The organism is Halalkalicoccus sp. NIPERK01 (genome assembly GCF_030287405.1).
Taxonomy (GTDB): Archaea; Halobacteriota; Halobacteria; order Halobacteriales; family Halalkalicoccaceae; genus Halalkalicoccus.
In genome coordinates this window covers 308,965-323,940 of sequence record NZ_JASVVV010000001.1, presented here as the reverse complement: position 1 = coordinate 323,940, position 14,976 = coordinate 308,965, and the positions used below count along the sequence as shown (strand labels likewise).

Below are 14,976 nucleotides of genomic sequence, written 5' to 3'. Positions count from 1 at the left end.
GGGGTCGTCGCGGAGGCCGGGTCTACAGATAGCCGAACAGCGCCATCGCGAGCCCGACGGTCCAGCCGAGGAGCCCGAGCGCGAGGAGGCCCCGACCCCGGGCGTCGCTGCGGGCCGCCCCCGCCGCGATCAGCCCGAGGGCGAACGTCAGCCCGAGCCGGTGGAGCAGCAGCTCGATCGGGACCGCGGCGACCCCGAGGCCGGCGAAGTCCATCACGAACGCCGTCCCGAGGCCGACGACGGCGAAACCGAAGGCGGGCAGGGGTTCGAGCGACCGCCCCAGCAGGTTCACGACCCACTGGAGGCGCACGAACCGGGTGGCGGCCTCGAACGGCTGTGCGAGGACGACCGCCACGATCGGCAGGCCGACGACCAGAACGGGATAGAGCACGGCGACGAACGCCTTCGGCGGGACCCAGGGGACCGTCGTTTCTAGAAAGAGCCCCGCGCTCCGAACCCCGAGGTACAGCGCCCCGAGCGCCGCCGCGAGGACGAACCCCCGCGTGTTCGCGAGCGTCCACCCGAGCAGGCGGCGGCTCTCGCGCCACACCGCCCGGTGGGTCTCCCGGGTGAGGATTCCGATCAGTCCGAGAACCGCCACGCCGGTGCCCGGCGGGACGCTCTCCAGTTCGATCACCGACAGCCAGCCGTCGTTGCCACCCTCGTCGACCCCGTGGTGCTCGCGGCGGACCTCCTCGACGAAGGGCTGGCCGATGAACTCCGATTCGAGGTCGTTGCGCGCGCCCTGCGTGCCGGTCACGGTGTGACGGAGGCGAAACCAGTCCCAGTACTCCTTGTGGGCCTGGATCGCGGTCCAGTCGTCCGTCGGCGTCGTGTACGCGCGGATGTGGTGGCGGCTGCCGAGGTAGGTCCCCGCGTGGAGCTGGTAGCTCTCGTCCATCCAGACGCCCCCGCCGCCGTGGGGCCCCGTGTCGACGTAGGTGTACCGGGTCGACCCATGGGCGTCGTCCCAGTCGACCCCGTTCTCCTCGACGCTCACCTCGTAGGTGTCGGCCTCGACCTCCTCCTCCTCCGGGTCGGTCTCCTCCCACTCGAGTTCGGTTCGGTCGTCGAGCGCCTGACGGACCTGCTCGTCGGAGCCGTGAACGATCAGGTTGATCGCCAGCGTCTGCCCGTCGGCGCTCCGCTCGCGGCTGGTGTACGGCCAGAGGTAGCTCCCCTCCTCCTCGGGCTGGACGAGCCGCTCGCGGTCGAGCGTGTCCCGGTCGGTCGGCCCGCCCGTCAGGGCCCCGAACCCGCCGGCCACGAGGTAGCTGGCGGCGAGCACGACCAGCCCGAGCAGAAGGAGCCGTCGCCGGTCCATTGACGCTCCGTCCAATATCCAACGGGACGTATAACCTTTGCGGCTCGTTTCCGTACGTCAATCCCGGTAAAGGCGGGCCACGACGTGCGAGCGAGGGTGCTCGGCGCTTCTCCGGGGTAGCACGGCTTCGGGGTATCGGGTCGGTGTAGAAGGGTTGACCAGGAGGCTGGAGGGCCGAGGAACGGCCAGAGACCGCTCCCCATCGCCTGCCAGCTGCCGGCGTCAGTACCTCGACGCACGACGATGGTGGGCCTTCCGGTAGATTATTTCGCTCAATGAAACAAGTGAATGATAACAGATCCACCGCGCTCCTCGCGGGCTGACGGCCCGTTCGACGGTGGCGACACCGCTATACCGGACGGGGCGCAATGGGTGTGCATGTCACTCGAATCGCGCATCGAGGCGGGCGGTCGACGCGCCCTGCGTTCGCCGCTGTGGGTCGGTCTGCTGATCACCGCCTTCCTCGTCGTCCCGACGTTCCTCGTCCCCGGGATACCGCTGTGGATCGCGCTCGTCTCGCTGGTCACCCTCGCACCGCTGGTCCTGCTCGGGACCTACGCGGTGTACCACCTCTACTGGTGGGTGACCGGGTCGAACGGCGAGGCCGGAGACGCCGGGGTCGTCGAACCGGACGGGGAGTCGCCGCTCGAACGACTCCGCTATCGGTACGCGACGGGCGAGATCGACGAGGCGACCTTCGAGCGGACGCTCGAACGCCTCCTCGAAACCGAGCCCCGAAAGGGGCGCACCGCCGCCTACAACGATCCCGACCTCCTGAGGGAGTGATCGCGTCGGTCGCGGACCGGCCGGCGGTTCTCAGTGGCCGCTCTCGTGGGGATTCAGTTCGACGCCGTAGTTCTCGGCGTGCTCGGTGTACTCGATGAACCGCGGCGCGTCGGGATCGAACGGCCGTTCGAGCGACTCGAAGGCGTTCTTCTTGTCCCAGCCCTGCAGTTTGCCGATCGCCGAGCGGTCCTCCAGGTCGTGGTAATCGAGGTCCGGTTCCGTGAGTTCCCAGGCGTCCATCCCGCGCTCGGTGCGGACGATCACGCTCGAGTACTCGTCGCTCGATCCCACGGAGCCGACGGTGAGATCGGCACAGTAGCCCGTGAAGTCCGCACACTCGTTGCAGCCCTTGAGGGTGGCGTCGTGGAACTCCGTGACGTCCTCGCGCAGGACCTCCTCGCCCTCGTGGTCGTAGACGATCATGTCGCCGTGGAGCACGTCCATCTTCCCGATTTCATCCGTGCTGATCCCACGCTTTTCCTCCAACTGCTCGCCGATGAGCCGGTGGTAGTTGAAGTTCTTCGTACACATGAGCGCGATCGTGTAGTCGATCGCGCGGACCCCCTCCTCCTGACCTCCGTACTCCCATTCGAAGTCCTGTAAGGCGCGGATCCCCTCGATCTCGCAGGGCGTCCCCACCACGGCGAGGCTGATATCTTCTGCGGGCTTGTCGGGGAGTTTGTGCTCCCACCGATCCAGATCGAGGTTGCCGAGCGCCATCGTCTGGTTGTAGAAACTGCCCGCGTTCGCGACCAGTTCCTCGTGGGTGGTCGCGAGGAAGCTCTCGGCCTTCCAGGGCTCCTCCTCCGACTCGGTCGCGATCAGCGCGCCGTCGATCTCGCCGGCCTCCAAGAGATGCGAGAGCACGCTCGTGACGACGCCACCGTCCTGTGCGTTTCGCTGCCAGGACTCGCCGACCCTCGCGGAGAACTCGGTGATCGGGTCGCCCGCGCCCTTGACGTTGTCCTCGCCGCCGGTGATCTTCCACTGGCGCTCGTATCGGAGCCCTCCGCGGGGACAGAAGTCCCAGCACAGCGAACAGCCGGTACACATCTTCACCAACTCGGGCAGATCGTCCTCGCCGATCCCGATCGAATCGGAGGGACACGCGGCGACGCAGGTCCCACACTGGATACATCGACCCTCGTCGATGACGGCGGTATCGAGTTCCATGAACCACGTCTTCTCGTCGGGCGTCTCGATGTCGTTCATCTCCGAGCGGATCTCGTAGGACGGGGTGTCGAGGTCGACGCCCTCCGGGACGTTCACGCGCTCGGCCGGATCGCTCTCTAGATTCTGGCTCGTCCCCTCGCTCGGCGTCGTGAACCGCAGGTCGCCGAGGCTTCCATCGGGTTCGACGTTGACCGCGCCGCCGCTGCCGTCGGCGGCGACGTTCGATCCCTCCGGTGCGGTATCACAGCCACAGCTCCCGCATCCGCAGTCCTCGCTCCCCGCGTCCGTAGTCGTCTCGTCCTCGCTCCCGTCGGCCCGCCGGTAGCGAATCGGCTTCGCGTCGGGGTCCACACCGCTGGGATCGCGCGCCCCGCTCGTCGGCGGGACGCCCGTTCCGTCCGCCCCGGAATCGGGGACGTGGGGGAGCGAACCGGTCGGGTCGCGTTCGCGATCAGTCATCGGCGGCGACCCCCTTCGAGACGGGCGCGTCGGCCCCCCGCATCACCGTCCGCAGGCGGGCGTTGTCGACCCGCCGGGTCCACTCGTAGAAGCGTTCGTCCTCCTGGCGCTCCTCGGCGTAGGTCCCGAAGAGCTGTTCGAGCGCCGGAATGACCGAATCGGCGGGGACCGCCGTCTCGACCCAGTCGAGAAACGCGTTGTCGGTCCCGAGGCTCCCGCCGAGGCCGAAGTCCATCCCCTCGACGATATCGTCCTCGGCGTTGCCCTCGGTCTCGACCTTCACAGTCTCGCCCCGGAAGCCGATGTCGGCGATCTGGGGCTGGGCACACGAGGCCGAACAGCCGCTCATGTGCATCCGGACCACTTCGAGGCCCTCGGGCGTCTCGATGCGCTCGTCGAGTTCGCGCGCCCACCGCTTCACTCGATCCTTCGTCTCGATGATCCCGTAGTTGCAGAACTCGCTGCCGGTGCAGCCGACCGCCCCCCGCGAGAAGGGACCGGGGTCGGGCTGGTAGTCGGCGGCGAAGGGCTCCGCGAGGAGGTCCTCGACGCGCCCTTCCGGAACGTGCGTGATCAGGAAGTTCTGGTCGGTCGCGAGCCGGATAGAACTCTCCTCGGTGCCGTACTCGCGGGCGGCGCGGGCGGCCTCGGCGAACTCCTCGCCGCCCATCCGGCCCGCGATCACGTTGAAGCCGACGTAGTTCAGCCCCTCCTCGCGCTGGTCGTGGACGCCGACGTGGTCGCCCCGGTAGCCCTCGGTGAGGCCCTCGCCGCGCGTCGGGAGGTCGACCGAACACCGGTCGCGGATGGCCTCCTCGAACGTTTCGGGGCCCAGTTGCTCGACGAGATACCGCATCCGGCAGACGCCGCGGTTGTGGCGGTCGCCCAACTCCTTGAACGTCTGTGCGATCGCCCGGCAGAACTCGACTGCGTCCTCCGGGGGGACGAAGACGTCGAGTTCGGAGGCCATCCGCGGGCCGTCCGAGAGGCCACCGCCGACGCGGGCGTGAAAGCCGTAGTGGGGCTCTCCCTCTAGCTCTTTTTCCGCGGGCACCAGTCCCACGTCGTTGATCTGCGACTGGGCGCAGTCGTGCTTGCAGCCCGTGATCGTCATCTTGAACTTTCTGGGTAAGTTCGCGTACTCGCGGTTGCCGGTGAAAAAGTCCGAGACCGCGTCGACGACGGGCTGGGCGTCGAAACACCCGTGGTCGTCGAGGCCGGCGGCCGGGCATCCGAGGACGTTTCGCGCGCCGTCGCCACAGCCCTGGATCGTCGTCAGCCCCACGTCGTCGTAGCGCTCCCAGATCTCGGGGACGTCCTCGATCTCGATCCAGTGGGTCTGGACGTCCTGGCGGGTCGTGATGTCGAGGAAGGCGTCGCCCCACAGTTCGTTCTGCTCGCTGCCACCGTACTCCTCGGGGGCGGTGGCGAAGTCGCGCGCGACCTCGCCGATCGTTTCTGCCTGGTCGGGCGTGAGATACCCGCCGGGGACCTTCGTGCGCATCATCAGGTAGCCCCGCTGGCGGCCGTGGGTGTACATCCCCGTCCACTTCATGCGTTCCCAGACGCCCTCGCCCGCGCGCTCCTCGATCTCGTCGAACGACAGGCCCTCGGCGGCGTACTCGTGGACGTCCTCGACGACGTCGAGCGGGTGTTTCTCCTGTTTCCACTGCTCGACTGTGTTCACGGCGACCACCTCCCGTGGTCGCCGTGAGCCAGACGAATCTTCGATTCGTCGCTGTTCACGCGAGGTCACCTCCGTGACCGAGCGTGAGCTCGTCGGAGCGTGCTCCGACGCTGGTCATGCGAGCCACCTCGTCGCGGGCGTCGGCTCTACAGATGTCGGCCTCCCGGCCACCGGATCCGATTTCGTCGGTCGTCTACGTGGTTGTGTCACGATCACATTACTCATAGAACGGTTAACGCTGCCGCTCACATAGGCGTCGTCGTTGGGGCGAACTCTGTTGGGGGTTGGCGCTACCGGCGAAATCTACGGCTATCGACGACGTACCGGTCCTCGATGCGTCCGAACCGTCGGCTCGCCGAGCGATACGTCCCGAACGGCGACTCTTTCCGTTAATTATTGCCGGTATCTGCGTGCGGGTAGGATCCGCGTTAGTCTTCCGCGATACGCCCCGTTCTGCGTACGGCCTCTCATCGGCGATCGGCGGGAACTACCCGAGGAACCGCTTGAGACGCGCGAACAGCCCCTTCGACGGGTCGCCGCCGAGTTGCTGTTGCTCGTCGGCCGCCTCCGGTTCGCTCTCGGGTGGCGTGTCCCCGCCGGTCTCGGCCTCGACGTCGGCGGTCGACCCGCTCCCGGCCAGTTCGACGGCCTGTCGGATCAGTCCCTCGGCGTCGTTCACGCCGTCCTTGACGGTCCCCTTCACGACGGGTGTGTCCTCGAATCGGTCCCGATTGACCGAGGTGTCGGCGGCGATGATCACCGCGTCGGCGGCCTCTATCTCGTCGGCCGTGAGTTCGTCCTGGGTCCCCATCGCCCCCTGCACCTCGACGGAGACGGTGTGGCCCAGTTCCTCGGCGGTGGTGCGGAGGTTCTCGGCGGCCATCTGGCTGTGTGCGATGCCTGTCGGACACGAGGTGATTGCGACGATGTTCATTGGTCGGTGAGTAGGTTCGTGACGTCGGTTCTTGTAGCTGTGGTCAGTGCTCGCGACGCGAGGTCGCCCGCGCTCTCGGTCTCGATCCCCTCGACGTTGGCCTTGACCGCGGGGATGGTGACCGCGCTCATGCTGAGTTCGTCGAGGCCCAGTCCGACCAACAGTTCGGTCAGGTCGGGGTCGCCGGCCATCTCGCCGCACATCCCGATCCACGCGTCGTTCTCGTGGGCGGCCTCGACGCTCCGACGGATCGCCCGCAACACGGGCGGGTGAAGCGGGTCGTGGAGGTCCGCCACCCGCTCGTTCTCGCGGGCGGCGGCCATGACGTACTGTGCGAGGTCGTTCGTCCCGATGCTGAGGAAGTCGACGCGGGAAGCGAGTTCCTCGGCCATGAACACTGCCCCCGGCGTCTCGATCATGACCCCGAGTTCGGGGGTCGCGTACTCCAGACCCTCCGCCTCCAGCGAGTCGGCGACTTCCTCGACCCGGTCGAGAGCGGCGTCGAGTTCCTCGACGGTCGAGACCAGCGGGAACATCACGGCCAGGTCGCCCTCTGCCGCTCCGGCCCGAAGCAGCGCACGGAGTTGGGTCTCGAAGAGTTCTTCATCCGAACTCAGCGACCGGCGGATCCCCCGCTCGCCGAGGAAGGGGTTCTCCTCGTCGGGCAGGTCGAGGTACGGGATCCGCTTGTCGCCGCCGATGTCGAGCGTTCGGACCACGACCCGACCATCCGGGAAGGCTTCGAGGGCCTCGACGTAGCGCTCGTACTGTTCTGCCTCCGCGGGGGGCTCCTCGCGGTCGAGAAAGAGGAACTCCGTCCGGTAGAGCCCGATCCCGTCGGCGCCCTGCGTGAGGGCCCCCTCCAGATCGGCGGCCCGGCCGACGTTCGCGGCGACCTCGATCCCCCGGCCGTCGACCGTCGCGACCCGCCCGTCGATCACCTCGTCGGCGGTGTCGCGACGGGCCGAAGCCACCCGTTCGTCGGTCGGGTCGGCGACGACGATACCCTCGTCGCCGTCGACGACGATCCGCTCGCCCTCATCGATCGATTCGAGGTCGGTGCCGACCCCGAGGACCGCCGGAATGGCGAGCGAACGGGCGAAGATGGCGGCGTGCGAGGTCCGGCCCCCAGTGCTGGTCGCGAAGCCGGCCACGCGCTCGGGGTCGAGTTGGGCGGTGTCGCTGGGCGTGAGCCGTTCGGCCAGCAGGATTGATCCTTCGGGGAGCTCGGCGAGGTCGACCCGCTCGCCGCCGACGAGCAGGCGGACGAGCCGGTCGCGCACGTCCCGCAGGTCGTCGGCGCGCTCGGCCATCCGCCCGTCCATCCCCTCGAACTGCGTGATGGGGTCGGCGAAGGCCTCCCGGACGGCACTCGCCGCAGGAGCCCCCTCCCCGATGGACTCGGTGACCTCCTCCTCGATCTGCGGGTCGTCGAGGAACTGGCGGTGGGCGTCGAAGACCGCCGCCTCCTCCTCGCCGACGCGTTCGGCGGTCCGCTCGCGCTCGGATTCGAGTTCCTCGCGGGCGCGCTCGCGGGCGGCCTCGAAGCGTTCTTGTTCCGACTCGCGGTCGGACTCCGGGACCGGCTCCTCGGATTCCTCGGCCCCGGTTTCGGCCGGCCGGTACCAGACGACGCTTCCCACGCCGGTTCGAGGGGTCGCGCCGATTCCCTCGATGACGCGCTCGCTCATGACTCGCCTTCGGGCGTCGAGAGCACCCTCTCGAGGGCGTCGAGGGCCTCCTCGCTATCCTCGCCCTCGGCGACGATCCGGAGGCGCTCGCCCTGCTTGACCCCGAGGCTCGTCACCGCGATCATGCTGCCGGCGTCGATGAGGTTATCGTCGTCGGCCCCGGCCTCCCCGATCCGTACCGTCGCGTCGTGTTCGTTCGCCGTCTCGACGAACTTCGCGGCGGGACGGGCGTGCAAGCCGGCCTCGGGGACGATCTCGACGGTCCGCTCGTGGGTCTCGCTCATGCGACTACCTCCGAAACTCCGTTCCGGCCTACTCGCATTCGCTCACTTCGTTCACTCATGCGACCACCTCCGAATCTTCGATCCGGCGTAGTCGCGCTCACTTCGTTCACGCGACCACCGCTGAATCGGAGTTTCAGCGTATTCGCATTCGTTCGCTTACGCTCACTCATGCGACCGCCTCCTCGAGGACCGATTGGACATCCGCGGGAGTCTCGGCGGCGTAGAGCCCGTCGCGGACCTCCTCGTGCATCAGCGCCCGCGAGAGCGCGCTCAGGATCTCGAGGTGGTCCTCGCCGCCCGAGGCGGGGACGAGAATCAGGAAGAGCAGTTTCGCGGGCTCGTCGTCCATCGACCCGAAGTCGACGCCGGCCGACGAGCGCGTGAAGGCCAGCGACGGGCGCTCGACGGCGTCGGTCTGGGCGTGGGGGATCCCGATCCCCATCCCGACGCCGGTCGTGGTCTGTTCCTCGCGGGCCAACAGCGCATCGAGCGCCCGTTCCCGATCCGAGACGCGGCCCGTCTCCACCACGAGATCGAGCAGGTACTCGATACAGTCGTCCTTCTCGGCGGGTGGCTCCTCGAGCGAGATCTGTTCCTCGGAGAGGAGGTCATCGACGTCCTCGCGTGTGATGGTCGAACTCATGATCGTGTTAGTCGGTGGTCCGGGTTACGGTTTGCGTCTCGGTCGATCCGACGGTCTTCTCGAAGTCCTCTTTCAGCAGCGTGGCGATCGTGGCGGTGACGACCGTCCCGAGGAGGATACAGGCCAGAAACAGGAGGACGCTGCTCGAGAGGAAGACGACGAATATCCCGCCGTGGGGGGCGGGCATCGTCACGCCCAGCGAGAGCGCGGCCGCCCCGGCGACTGCGCTGCCCGCGATGGCGCTCGGGATCACGCGAAGGGGATCGGCCGCGGCGTAGGGAATCGCCCCCTCGGTGATGAACGCCAGTCCCAGCGGGACGGCGGCCTTCGCGTTCTCGTACATCTCGGCGGGGTACTTCTGGGGGGCGATGAAGTTCGAGAGCGCCAGCCCCAGCGGCGGGGTCATGCCGGCGATCATCACCGCCGCCATCGGCCCGTAGATCTGATCGGCGACCAGCACCGTTCCGAAGACGTACGCCACCTTGTTGATCGGCCCGCCCATGTCGGTGGCCATCATCGCCCCGAGGATCGCCCCGAGCAACAGCGCGTTCGCACCCTCCAGCCCGGAGAGGAACGCCGTCAGCGCGCTGTCGACGAGCGCGATCGGAACCCCGAGGCCGACGATGACGACCGGCGCGAGCACGAGCGTCGTCACGACGGGGATGATCAACACCGGCATCATCGGCTCGATGAAGCCGGGGACGTTCCGCCCTTTCAGCCAGCGCGCGACGAAGCCCGCGAGCAAGCCGGCGACGATCGCGCCCAGGAAGCCGGCGACCGCGCCCTGGGCGTCGAAGCCGACGAGCTGGCCGGCGGCCGCGATGATCGGCTCCTGCTGGATCGCGTACGAGAGGACGAACCCCGGCGCGAGGCCGGGCCGATCCGCCATCGCGTACGCGATATACCCCCCTAGTACGGGGATCATCAGCGTCAGCCCGAGCGAGCCGATCTGTGCGAAGTACCACCCGACCGTCCCCGTCTGCTCGAACACCCGTTCGGTGTCGCCGAGCGCGAACCCGATCGCGAGGAAGATCCCGCCGATCGTCACGAACGGGATCATGAACGACACCCCCGTCATGAGGTGTTCCTTGACGGAGGTGAGGTGCGTCCGGGCACCCTCCTCCAGCGTTGCAGTATCCGTTGCCATATCCATCACCATCGTTCATACTAATGTTCAAAAGCGTTTTCGAATATGATCATTTCCGAGTATTAGTTAGGAAATAATTTCCTCGCGTGCAGACTGGCGTCGGATCGGCTACCCGGTCGGCCGGTAGACGGTGACGGGCCGGTCGTCGAGATCCGAGAGCACGCCGTCGAACGACGGAACGCCGGTTCCGGGGACGGCGACCACCCGCGTGGCGACCGCGACGCCGGCACAAAGGGCGTCCTCGTCGGATCCGCCGCGGTGGCGCTCGGAGAGCACGCCCGCCAGAAGCGCGTCGCCGGTGCCGACCGTGTCGGCCACGTCGACGTCGAGCGCCGGAACGTGGAGGCTTCGTTCCTCGGTCACCAGGATCGCACCGTCCGCGCCGAGCGAGGCGACGACGCGGTCGAACCCCCGCTCTCGAAGGTTTCGGGCGGCCGAGACGCAGTCCTCGACGGTCGTCGTCGCCTCGCCCGTCGCCGCCGCGAGCTCCGCACGGTTGGGTTTACAGAGGGCGTACTCGGCGTCGAGTTCGGACAGAAGGCGGCCCTCGACGTCAACGACGGTCCCCCACGGCCCCGCCGCCGCGACCTCGTCGATGGCCCCGGCGTCGAGCCCCGGCGGGAGGCTCCCCGCGACGACGACCGTCTTCGGGTCGTACCGGCGTATCGTCTCGACGATCGTTTCGATCGCGTCGTCGCCGACGGTCGGTCCACCGTGGTTGATCTTGTACTCGGCCTCGGGCGTCAGGATCGTCGTGTTGAGGCGGGTCCCGTCGCCGATCTCGACGAAGTCGTCCGGGATCCCCCGATCGGCCAGTTCGGCCGTCAGGAACCGGCCGAGAAAGCCGCCGACGAGGCCCGTCGCGAGCGTTTCGGTCCCCAGTCCGACGAGGTACTTCGAGACGTTGATCCCCTTCCCGCCGGGGTCGAACGTCGCGGCGTCCGTCCGGGCCACGGAGGCGGGGACGAGCGCCTCGTCGAGTTCGAGCGTGTGATCGACGGCCGGGTTGAGCGTGACTGTCAGGATCATGGGTGGTGTCCTCCCCGTCGGGATCGGCGGGGAGCGGTCCTCTCGATGGATGCCCCGGCCATTCGATCGACGAACCCTCTCCGCCACCGACAGCGGAGACCGCCGACCGCCCCGCGGGGTGCGTTCCTCCGTAGCAGCATCGATCGTATCTGTGCAGCAGTAGCGACTAAACGATTCCTAATACGATCGTTTTTGATTGTTATTCCTGAATTTATACGCAAACAGTTATCAATCATGCCGGTGTGTGGACGACCATGCTGCCTGCAGCCCGCCAGCGCCGCATCGTCGACGTCGTCTCCGAGCGCGGGGAGTGTTCGGTCGAGGAACTCGCGGAGGAGATGAACTGCTCGAAGGCGACCATCCGCCGGGACCTGCGCACGCTGTCGGACAAGCGGCTGATCGAACGCTCCCACGGCGGGGCCGTTCCCGCGAGCGCGATCGGTCGGGAGGAGACGTACGGACAAAAGGAGGTGCAGAACCTGGAGGCCAAGGAGGCGATCGCGGAGGCCGCAGTCGAGGAGATCCAGGCGAACCAGGTGGTCTTTTTCGACTCGGGATCCACGACGATGGAGGTCGTAAAGCGCGCACCGACCGACGAGCCGTTCGTCGCCGTCACGAACTCGCCGCTTCTGGCCCTCGAGATCGGCGAGGAGGACGTGGACGTGAAGCTCACCGGCGGCTCGCTTCGACGCCCGACGCGCGCGCTCGTCGGCCCCAGCGCCGAGCGGTTCATGGACCGGATGACGTTCGACCTCCTGTTTCTCGGGACGAACGCGATCGACACCGAGACGGGGCTGACGACGCCGAACGAGGACGAGGCGAGGCTGAAGGAGCTGATGATCGGGAAGGCACAGCGCACGGTGTTGGTCGCCGACGGCTCGAAACTCGGCGAACGGAGCTTCATCCGGTTCGCCCGCCTCGGGGACGTCGACGCGTTCTACACGGACGTGCGGGTCCCCTCCGAGAGCCGCGAACCGTTCGAGGCGGCCGGCGTGGAACTGGTCGACGGGCTAGGGTGAGACAGAACACGACGCGGTCCGAGATGGGGAGGACGCCGCTAGTACGGAACATCGAACCCTCATTGGCAGTATCAACCGTCGTCGTCCGCGAACCTCAACGACTCCTGTCGGTCGTGAGAAATATGAACGTCGGTCGCTTTGTTCGCCGGCAACAGCCCAATTTCCGTCCGTCCGTGCTACTGCCGATAGACGTATTCATGTAAAACAGCACAGAGCACCGGGAGGGAAAACGCGGAGTAGCCCGCTGTACGACTGATTTGAGGCCTTCATTTGTGGCTTCTTACAACCCATATGGACTCCATACTGATTGACACGTCCGACAATCATCTTGTTGGCTATGCCACACGACCCAGACCGGCACAGCACTCGGCGAACGTACCTCGCTCGTACTGGAGCCCTGCTCGGTACCACCGGCCTCGGCATGAGCGCGGTCGGAAGCGCGGGTGCGCACGACAGTACTGAAAAAGACCACGACATGAAAGAGAAGGAAGAGAACAAAGACGGCGACTACAACGAAGACGGAAAAAAGGAGAAAGACGGGAAAGACCACCTGTTCCTGACGCACTTCGCCCACCTCGACGGCAAGAACGAAGTCCCGTCGGTCAAGACCGACGCGAAGGGTGCAGTCGGCTTCGTCGTCGACAAGTGCGACGAGAAGGTCCGCTTCATCATCCACGTCAAGGACCTCTGCAACATCACGGCGGCCCACATCCACCTCGGGAAGAAAGGCGAGAACGGTCCGATCGTCGTCGGGCACGATCTGGAAGAGGAAAAAACGAAGAACGGGCGCTTTGATGGGGTGCTTGCCCAAGGCGTCGTGAAAAAGGAGGACTTCGCCGAGGATTTCAAGGAGAAGGACTTCAAGAAGTTCCTCAAGAAGATGGACAACAAGGAACTGTACGTAAACGTCCACACGAAGAAGAACCCCGATGGCGAGATTCGCGGGCAGATTAAGCGTGCGAAAAAAGAGGATATGAAGAAAGACGGAGAGGGTGGATTCGGAGGTCCCAGAATCTAACCGCTGACTGCACAGTAGCTCTCCTACTTTTATCGACGAGTCGTAGCAGATAGTGGGGTAGCGTGTACTGTTGTCCACTCCAGTAATCGCAAGACGGCGTCTACCTCAGTTGATCCCCAGTAGACTATATAAAGAATGTCCGGCCTTGTGCAACAATCGGTGAGGTTTACAGAACACGATGTCGGGTTGAGATGGAGAGAACAACGATAGCAGAGGACCGTCGATAGTTGTTGGCGGTATCGACCTCTGTAGTCCGTAAACCTCGAGGACGACGGAAAGACCGCTCGCGATCGCTCGGGGTGCACGGCCGACGTGACACGACAGCGGCCGTGACCGAGCGGCGGTTCGGGGGTACGGCCCACGGGACGTTTCATCCCCTTCATCGGTCGTTAGCGCCGTCGGGCGGCCCGTTCGATCCGTATTTCGGAACCCCGTCGGAGCCGGGCGGCGTTCCGGACGGACGGATAAGGCGTCGGTTACGGCTCGCGGTCGCCGAAAGCCGGCGACCGGGCTTCTTTTCCCCCAGCATAACAATGTCCCGTCTGGTCAACTGTAAGATAGCTGGTCGGCTTAAACCAGCGTCACCATCCATGTATGAATGCGATCGCTGCGGCAAACGGTTCCTCACCGCCCGGGCGGAACACGGCCACCGACCGATGTGTCCGGAGAACCCGGACAGAACCGTCCGTGAGCACTGGTCCGGCCCCGTCCACGGGCGGTGGGGGAGCGACGAACAGTGAGGGAACCATCCGTTTTCCGCGGGCGGAGCGGGTACGTCTTCGCACGAGAGCGATGGCAGTCGGCGCCGTAGGGGGGACGGGATGTTCGAAGACATACTCGTCCCGACGGACGGGAGCGAGAGCGCCCGCCGGGCCGAGGGCTACGCGATCGACATGGCGGGCGAGTACCGCTCGACCGTCCACGTCCTCCACGTCGTCGACCCCGCCGGCCTCGGGACGGCCTCGGGGATCGAACCACGCGGAGAGGAGGCCCGAGGGATCGTCGACGCGGCCGTCGAACGTATCGCCGACGGCGGCGTTCGGGCGATCCCGGTGGTTCGAACCGGCGTCGTTCCCGCCACCGTTCTGGAGTACGTCGACGAGGCCGCCATCGGCCTGATACTCATGGGAACACACGGGCGAAGCGGTCTCGAACGCTCCCTCCTCGGGAGCGTCACGAAGCGGATCGTCCGCGCCTCGCACGTACCGGTCGTCACGGTCGGGGACGACGAGGGGACCCCTGCTCGGTATCCGTACCGGCGTCTGCTGGTGGCGACCGACGGAAGCGAGGCGGCGGCCGGTGCTGCCGAGGTCGGCATCGACGTCGCACGGACGTACGGTGCCGGCGTCCACGTTCTCTCGGTCGTCCATAGCCGGGGGTCGAGGGACGCCGCCGAGCGGATCGCGGCGGCACACGCCGCGGTGGCCGACGTCGAGCGGATGGCCGCCGCCGCCGGCGTCGAGGACGTCTCTACGGCCGTCGAATACGGACTCCCCCACGCGGCCGTCCTCGCGTACGCCGGACGCAACGGAATCGACCTCGTCGTAATGGGTGCCTACGGCCGGACCGGTGTGCGCCGGTACGTCCTCGGGAGCGTGGCGGAACGGGTCGTTCGTACGTCCCCGATCCCCGTACTGACGGTTCGACCGCGGGATTCCACATCTAGACACAAGAGAAACAATAAATAATACCTATGTAGTTTTTACCTAAAATAAATTTCCAGGGAATTTACAACCATCCCGTTCGATGTGGGAAGTGCCGGCGGCCGGCGAGCGGGCGGAT

General features: G+C 66.6%; 13 protein-coding genes. 4 read left to right on the top strand and 9 right to left on the bottom strand.

The annotated features are described in order from the left end of the window. Positions 1 to 22: 22 nt before the first annotated feature. Complete coding sequence (locus QRT08_RS01660) at positions 23 to 1,324, bottom strand: hypothetical protein (RefSeq protein ID WP_286043897.1); 1,302 nt, start codon at positions 1,322 to 1,324, stop codon at positions 23 to 25. Between the two features lie 378 nt (positions 1,325 to 1,702). Here QRT08_RS01660 and QRT08_RS01655 point away from each other — a divergent pair, with 378 nt between their 5' ends. Then, positions 1,703 to 2,110 carry an SHOCT domain-containing protein gene (locus QRT08_RS01655; protein WP_286043895.1) on the top strand — a complete coding sequence of 136 codons (408 nt, stop codon included), beginning with the start codon at positions 1,703 to 1,705 and terminating at the stop codon, positions 2,108 to 2,110. 30 nt (positions 2,111 to 2,140) lie between these two features. Here the strand turns inward: QRT08_RS01655 and QRT08_RS01650 are convergent, their stop codons facing one another. The 8 genes from QRT08_RS01650 to pfkB all read right to left on the bottom strand — a co-directional run bounded on the left by QRT08_RS01650 (position 2,141) and on the right by pfkB (position 11,157). Then, positions 2,141 to 3,742 carry a Coenzyme F420 hydrogenase/dehydrogenase, beta subunit C-terminal domain gene (locus QRT08_RS01650; RefSeq protein WP_286043893.1) on the bottom strand — a complete coding sequence of 534 codons (1,602 nt, stop codon included), beginning with the start codon at positions 3,740 to 3,742 and terminating at the stop codon, positions 2,141 to 2,143. Further along, a complete protein-coding gene (locus QRT08_RS01645; RefSeq protein WP_286043891.1) occupies positions 3,735 to 5,429 on the bottom strand; it encodes a nitrite/sulfite reductase in 1,695 nt (564 codons plus the stop codon). The genes QRT08_RS01650 and QRT08_RS01645 overlap by 8 nt, the downstream gene beginning before the upstream one ends. 487 nt (positions 5,430 to 5,916) lie before the next feature. Continuing rightward, on the bottom strand, positions 5,917 to 6,363 hold the full coding sequence (locus QRT08_RS01640; RefSeq protein ID WP_286043889.1) for a PTS fructose transporter subunit IIB: 447 nt from the start codon (positions 6,361 to 6,363) through the stop codon (positions 5,917 to 5,919). Continuing rightward, a complete protein-coding gene (ptsP, locus tag QRT08_RS01635) occupies positions 6,360 to 8,054 on the bottom strand; it encodes a phosphoenolpyruvate--protein phosphotransferase (RefSeq protein WP_286043887.1) in 1,695 nt (564 codons plus the stop codon). The genes QRT08_RS01640 and ptsP overlap by 4 nt, the downstream gene beginning before the upstream one ends. Beyond that, complete coding sequence (locus tag QRT08_RS01630) at positions 8,051 to 8,338, bottom strand: HPr family phosphocarrier protein (protein ID WP_286043885.1); 288 nt, start codon at positions 8,336 to 8,338, stop codon at positions 8,051 to 8,053. The genes ptsP and QRT08_RS01630 overlap by 4 nt, the downstream gene beginning before the upstream one ends. A 166-nt stretch (positions 8,339 to 8,504) precedes the next feature. Beyond that, a complete protein-coding gene (locus tag QRT08_RS01625) occupies positions 8,505 to 8,981 on the bottom strand; it encodes a PTS sugar transporter subunit IIA (protein ID WP_286043883.1) in 477 nt (158 codons plus the stop codon). Positions 8,982 to 8,988: 7 nt separating this feature from the next. After that, entirely contained in the window at positions 8,989 to 10,128 is a 1,140-nt protein-coding gene (locus tag QRT08_RS01620) for a PTS fructose transporter subunit IIC (RefSeq protein WP_286043881.1), read from the bottom strand. A 108-nt stretch (positions 10,129 to 10,236) separates the two neighbouring features. Continuing rightward, positions 10,237 to 11,157, bottom strand: a complete 921-nt coding sequence (gene pfkB, locus QRT08_RS01615) for a 1-phosphofructokinase (RefSeq protein WP_286043879.1) — start codon at positions 11,155 to 11,157, stop codon at positions 10,237 to 10,239. A gap of 254 nt (positions 11,158 to 11,411) precedes the next feature. Between pfkB and glpR the strand changes: the two genes are divergently transcribed. From glpR to QRT08_RS01600, 3 genes are all read left to right on the top strand, one after another. Continuing rightward, on the top strand, positions 11,412 to 12,176 hold the full coding sequence (glpR, locus tag QRT08_RS01610; RefSeq protein WP_286043877.1) for an HTH-type transcriptional regulator GlpR: 765 nt from the start codon (positions 11,412 to 11,414) through the stop codon (positions 12,174 to 12,176). Between the two features lie 337 nt (positions 12,177 to 12,513). Beyond that, a complete protein-coding gene (locus QRT08_RS01605) occupies positions 12,514 to 13,194 on the top strand; it encodes a CHRD domain-containing protein (protein WP_286043875.1) in 681 nt (226 codons plus the stop codon). Between the two features lie 821 nt (positions 13,195 to 14,015). Beyond that, complete coding sequence (locus QRT08_RS01600; RefSeq protein WP_286043873.1) at positions 14,016 to 14,882, top strand: universal stress protein; 867 nt, start codon at positions 14,016 to 14,018, stop codon at positions 14,880 to 14,882. Positions 14,883 to 14,976 lie beyond the last annotated feature (94 nt).

Bases quoted from the DNA above. Each gene is read 5' to 3' on its own strand.
- QRT08_RS01620 (WP_286043881.1), bottom strand. From the start codon at position 10,128: ATGGCAACGGATACTGCAACGCTGGAGGAGGGTGCCCGGACGCACCTC.
- QRT08_RS01625 (WP_286043883.1), bottom strand. From the start codon at position 8,981: ATGAGTTCGACCATCACACGCGAGGACGTCGATGACCTCCTCTCCGAG.
- glpR (WP_286043877.1), top strand. From the start codon at position 11,412: ATGCTGCCTGCAGCCCGCCAGCGCCGCATCGTCGACGTCGTCTCCGAG.
- ptsP (WP_286043887.1), bottom strand. From the start codon at position 8,054: ATGAGCGAGCGCGTCATCGAGGGAATCGGCGCGACCCCTCGAACCGGC.
- QRT08_RS01640 (WP_286043889.1), bottom strand. From the start codon at position 6,363: ATGAACATCGTCGCAATCACCTCGTGTCCGACAGGCATCGCACACAGC.
- QRT08_RS01650 (WP_286043893.1), bottom strand. From the start codon at position 3,742: ATGACTGATCGCGAACGCGACCCGACCGGTTCGCTCCCCCACGTCCCC.
- pfkB (WP_286043879.1), bottom strand. From the start codon at position 11,157: ATGATCCTGACAGTCACGCTCAACCCGGCCGTCGATCACACGCTCGAA.
- QRT08_RS01660 (WP_286043897.1), bottom strand. From the start codon at position 1,324: ATGGACCGGCGACGGCTCCTTCTGCTCGGGCTGGTCGTGCTCGCCGCC.
- QRT08_RS01600 (WP_286043873.1), top strand. From the start codon at position 14,016: ATGTTCGAAGACATACTCGTCCCGACGGACGGGAGCGAGAGCGCCCGC.
- QRT08_RS01630 (WP_286043885.1), bottom strand. From the start codon at position 8,338: ATGAGCGAGACCCACGAGCGGACCGTCGAGATCGTCCCCGAGGCCGGC.
- QRT08_RS01605 (WP_286043875.1), top strand. From the start codon at position 12,514: ATGCCACACGACCCAGACCGGCACAGCACTCGGCGAACGTACCTCGCT.
- QRT08_RS01655 (WP_286043895.1), top strand. From the start codon at position 1,703: ATGTCACTCGAATCGCGCATCGAGGCGGGCGGTCGACGCGCCCTGCGT.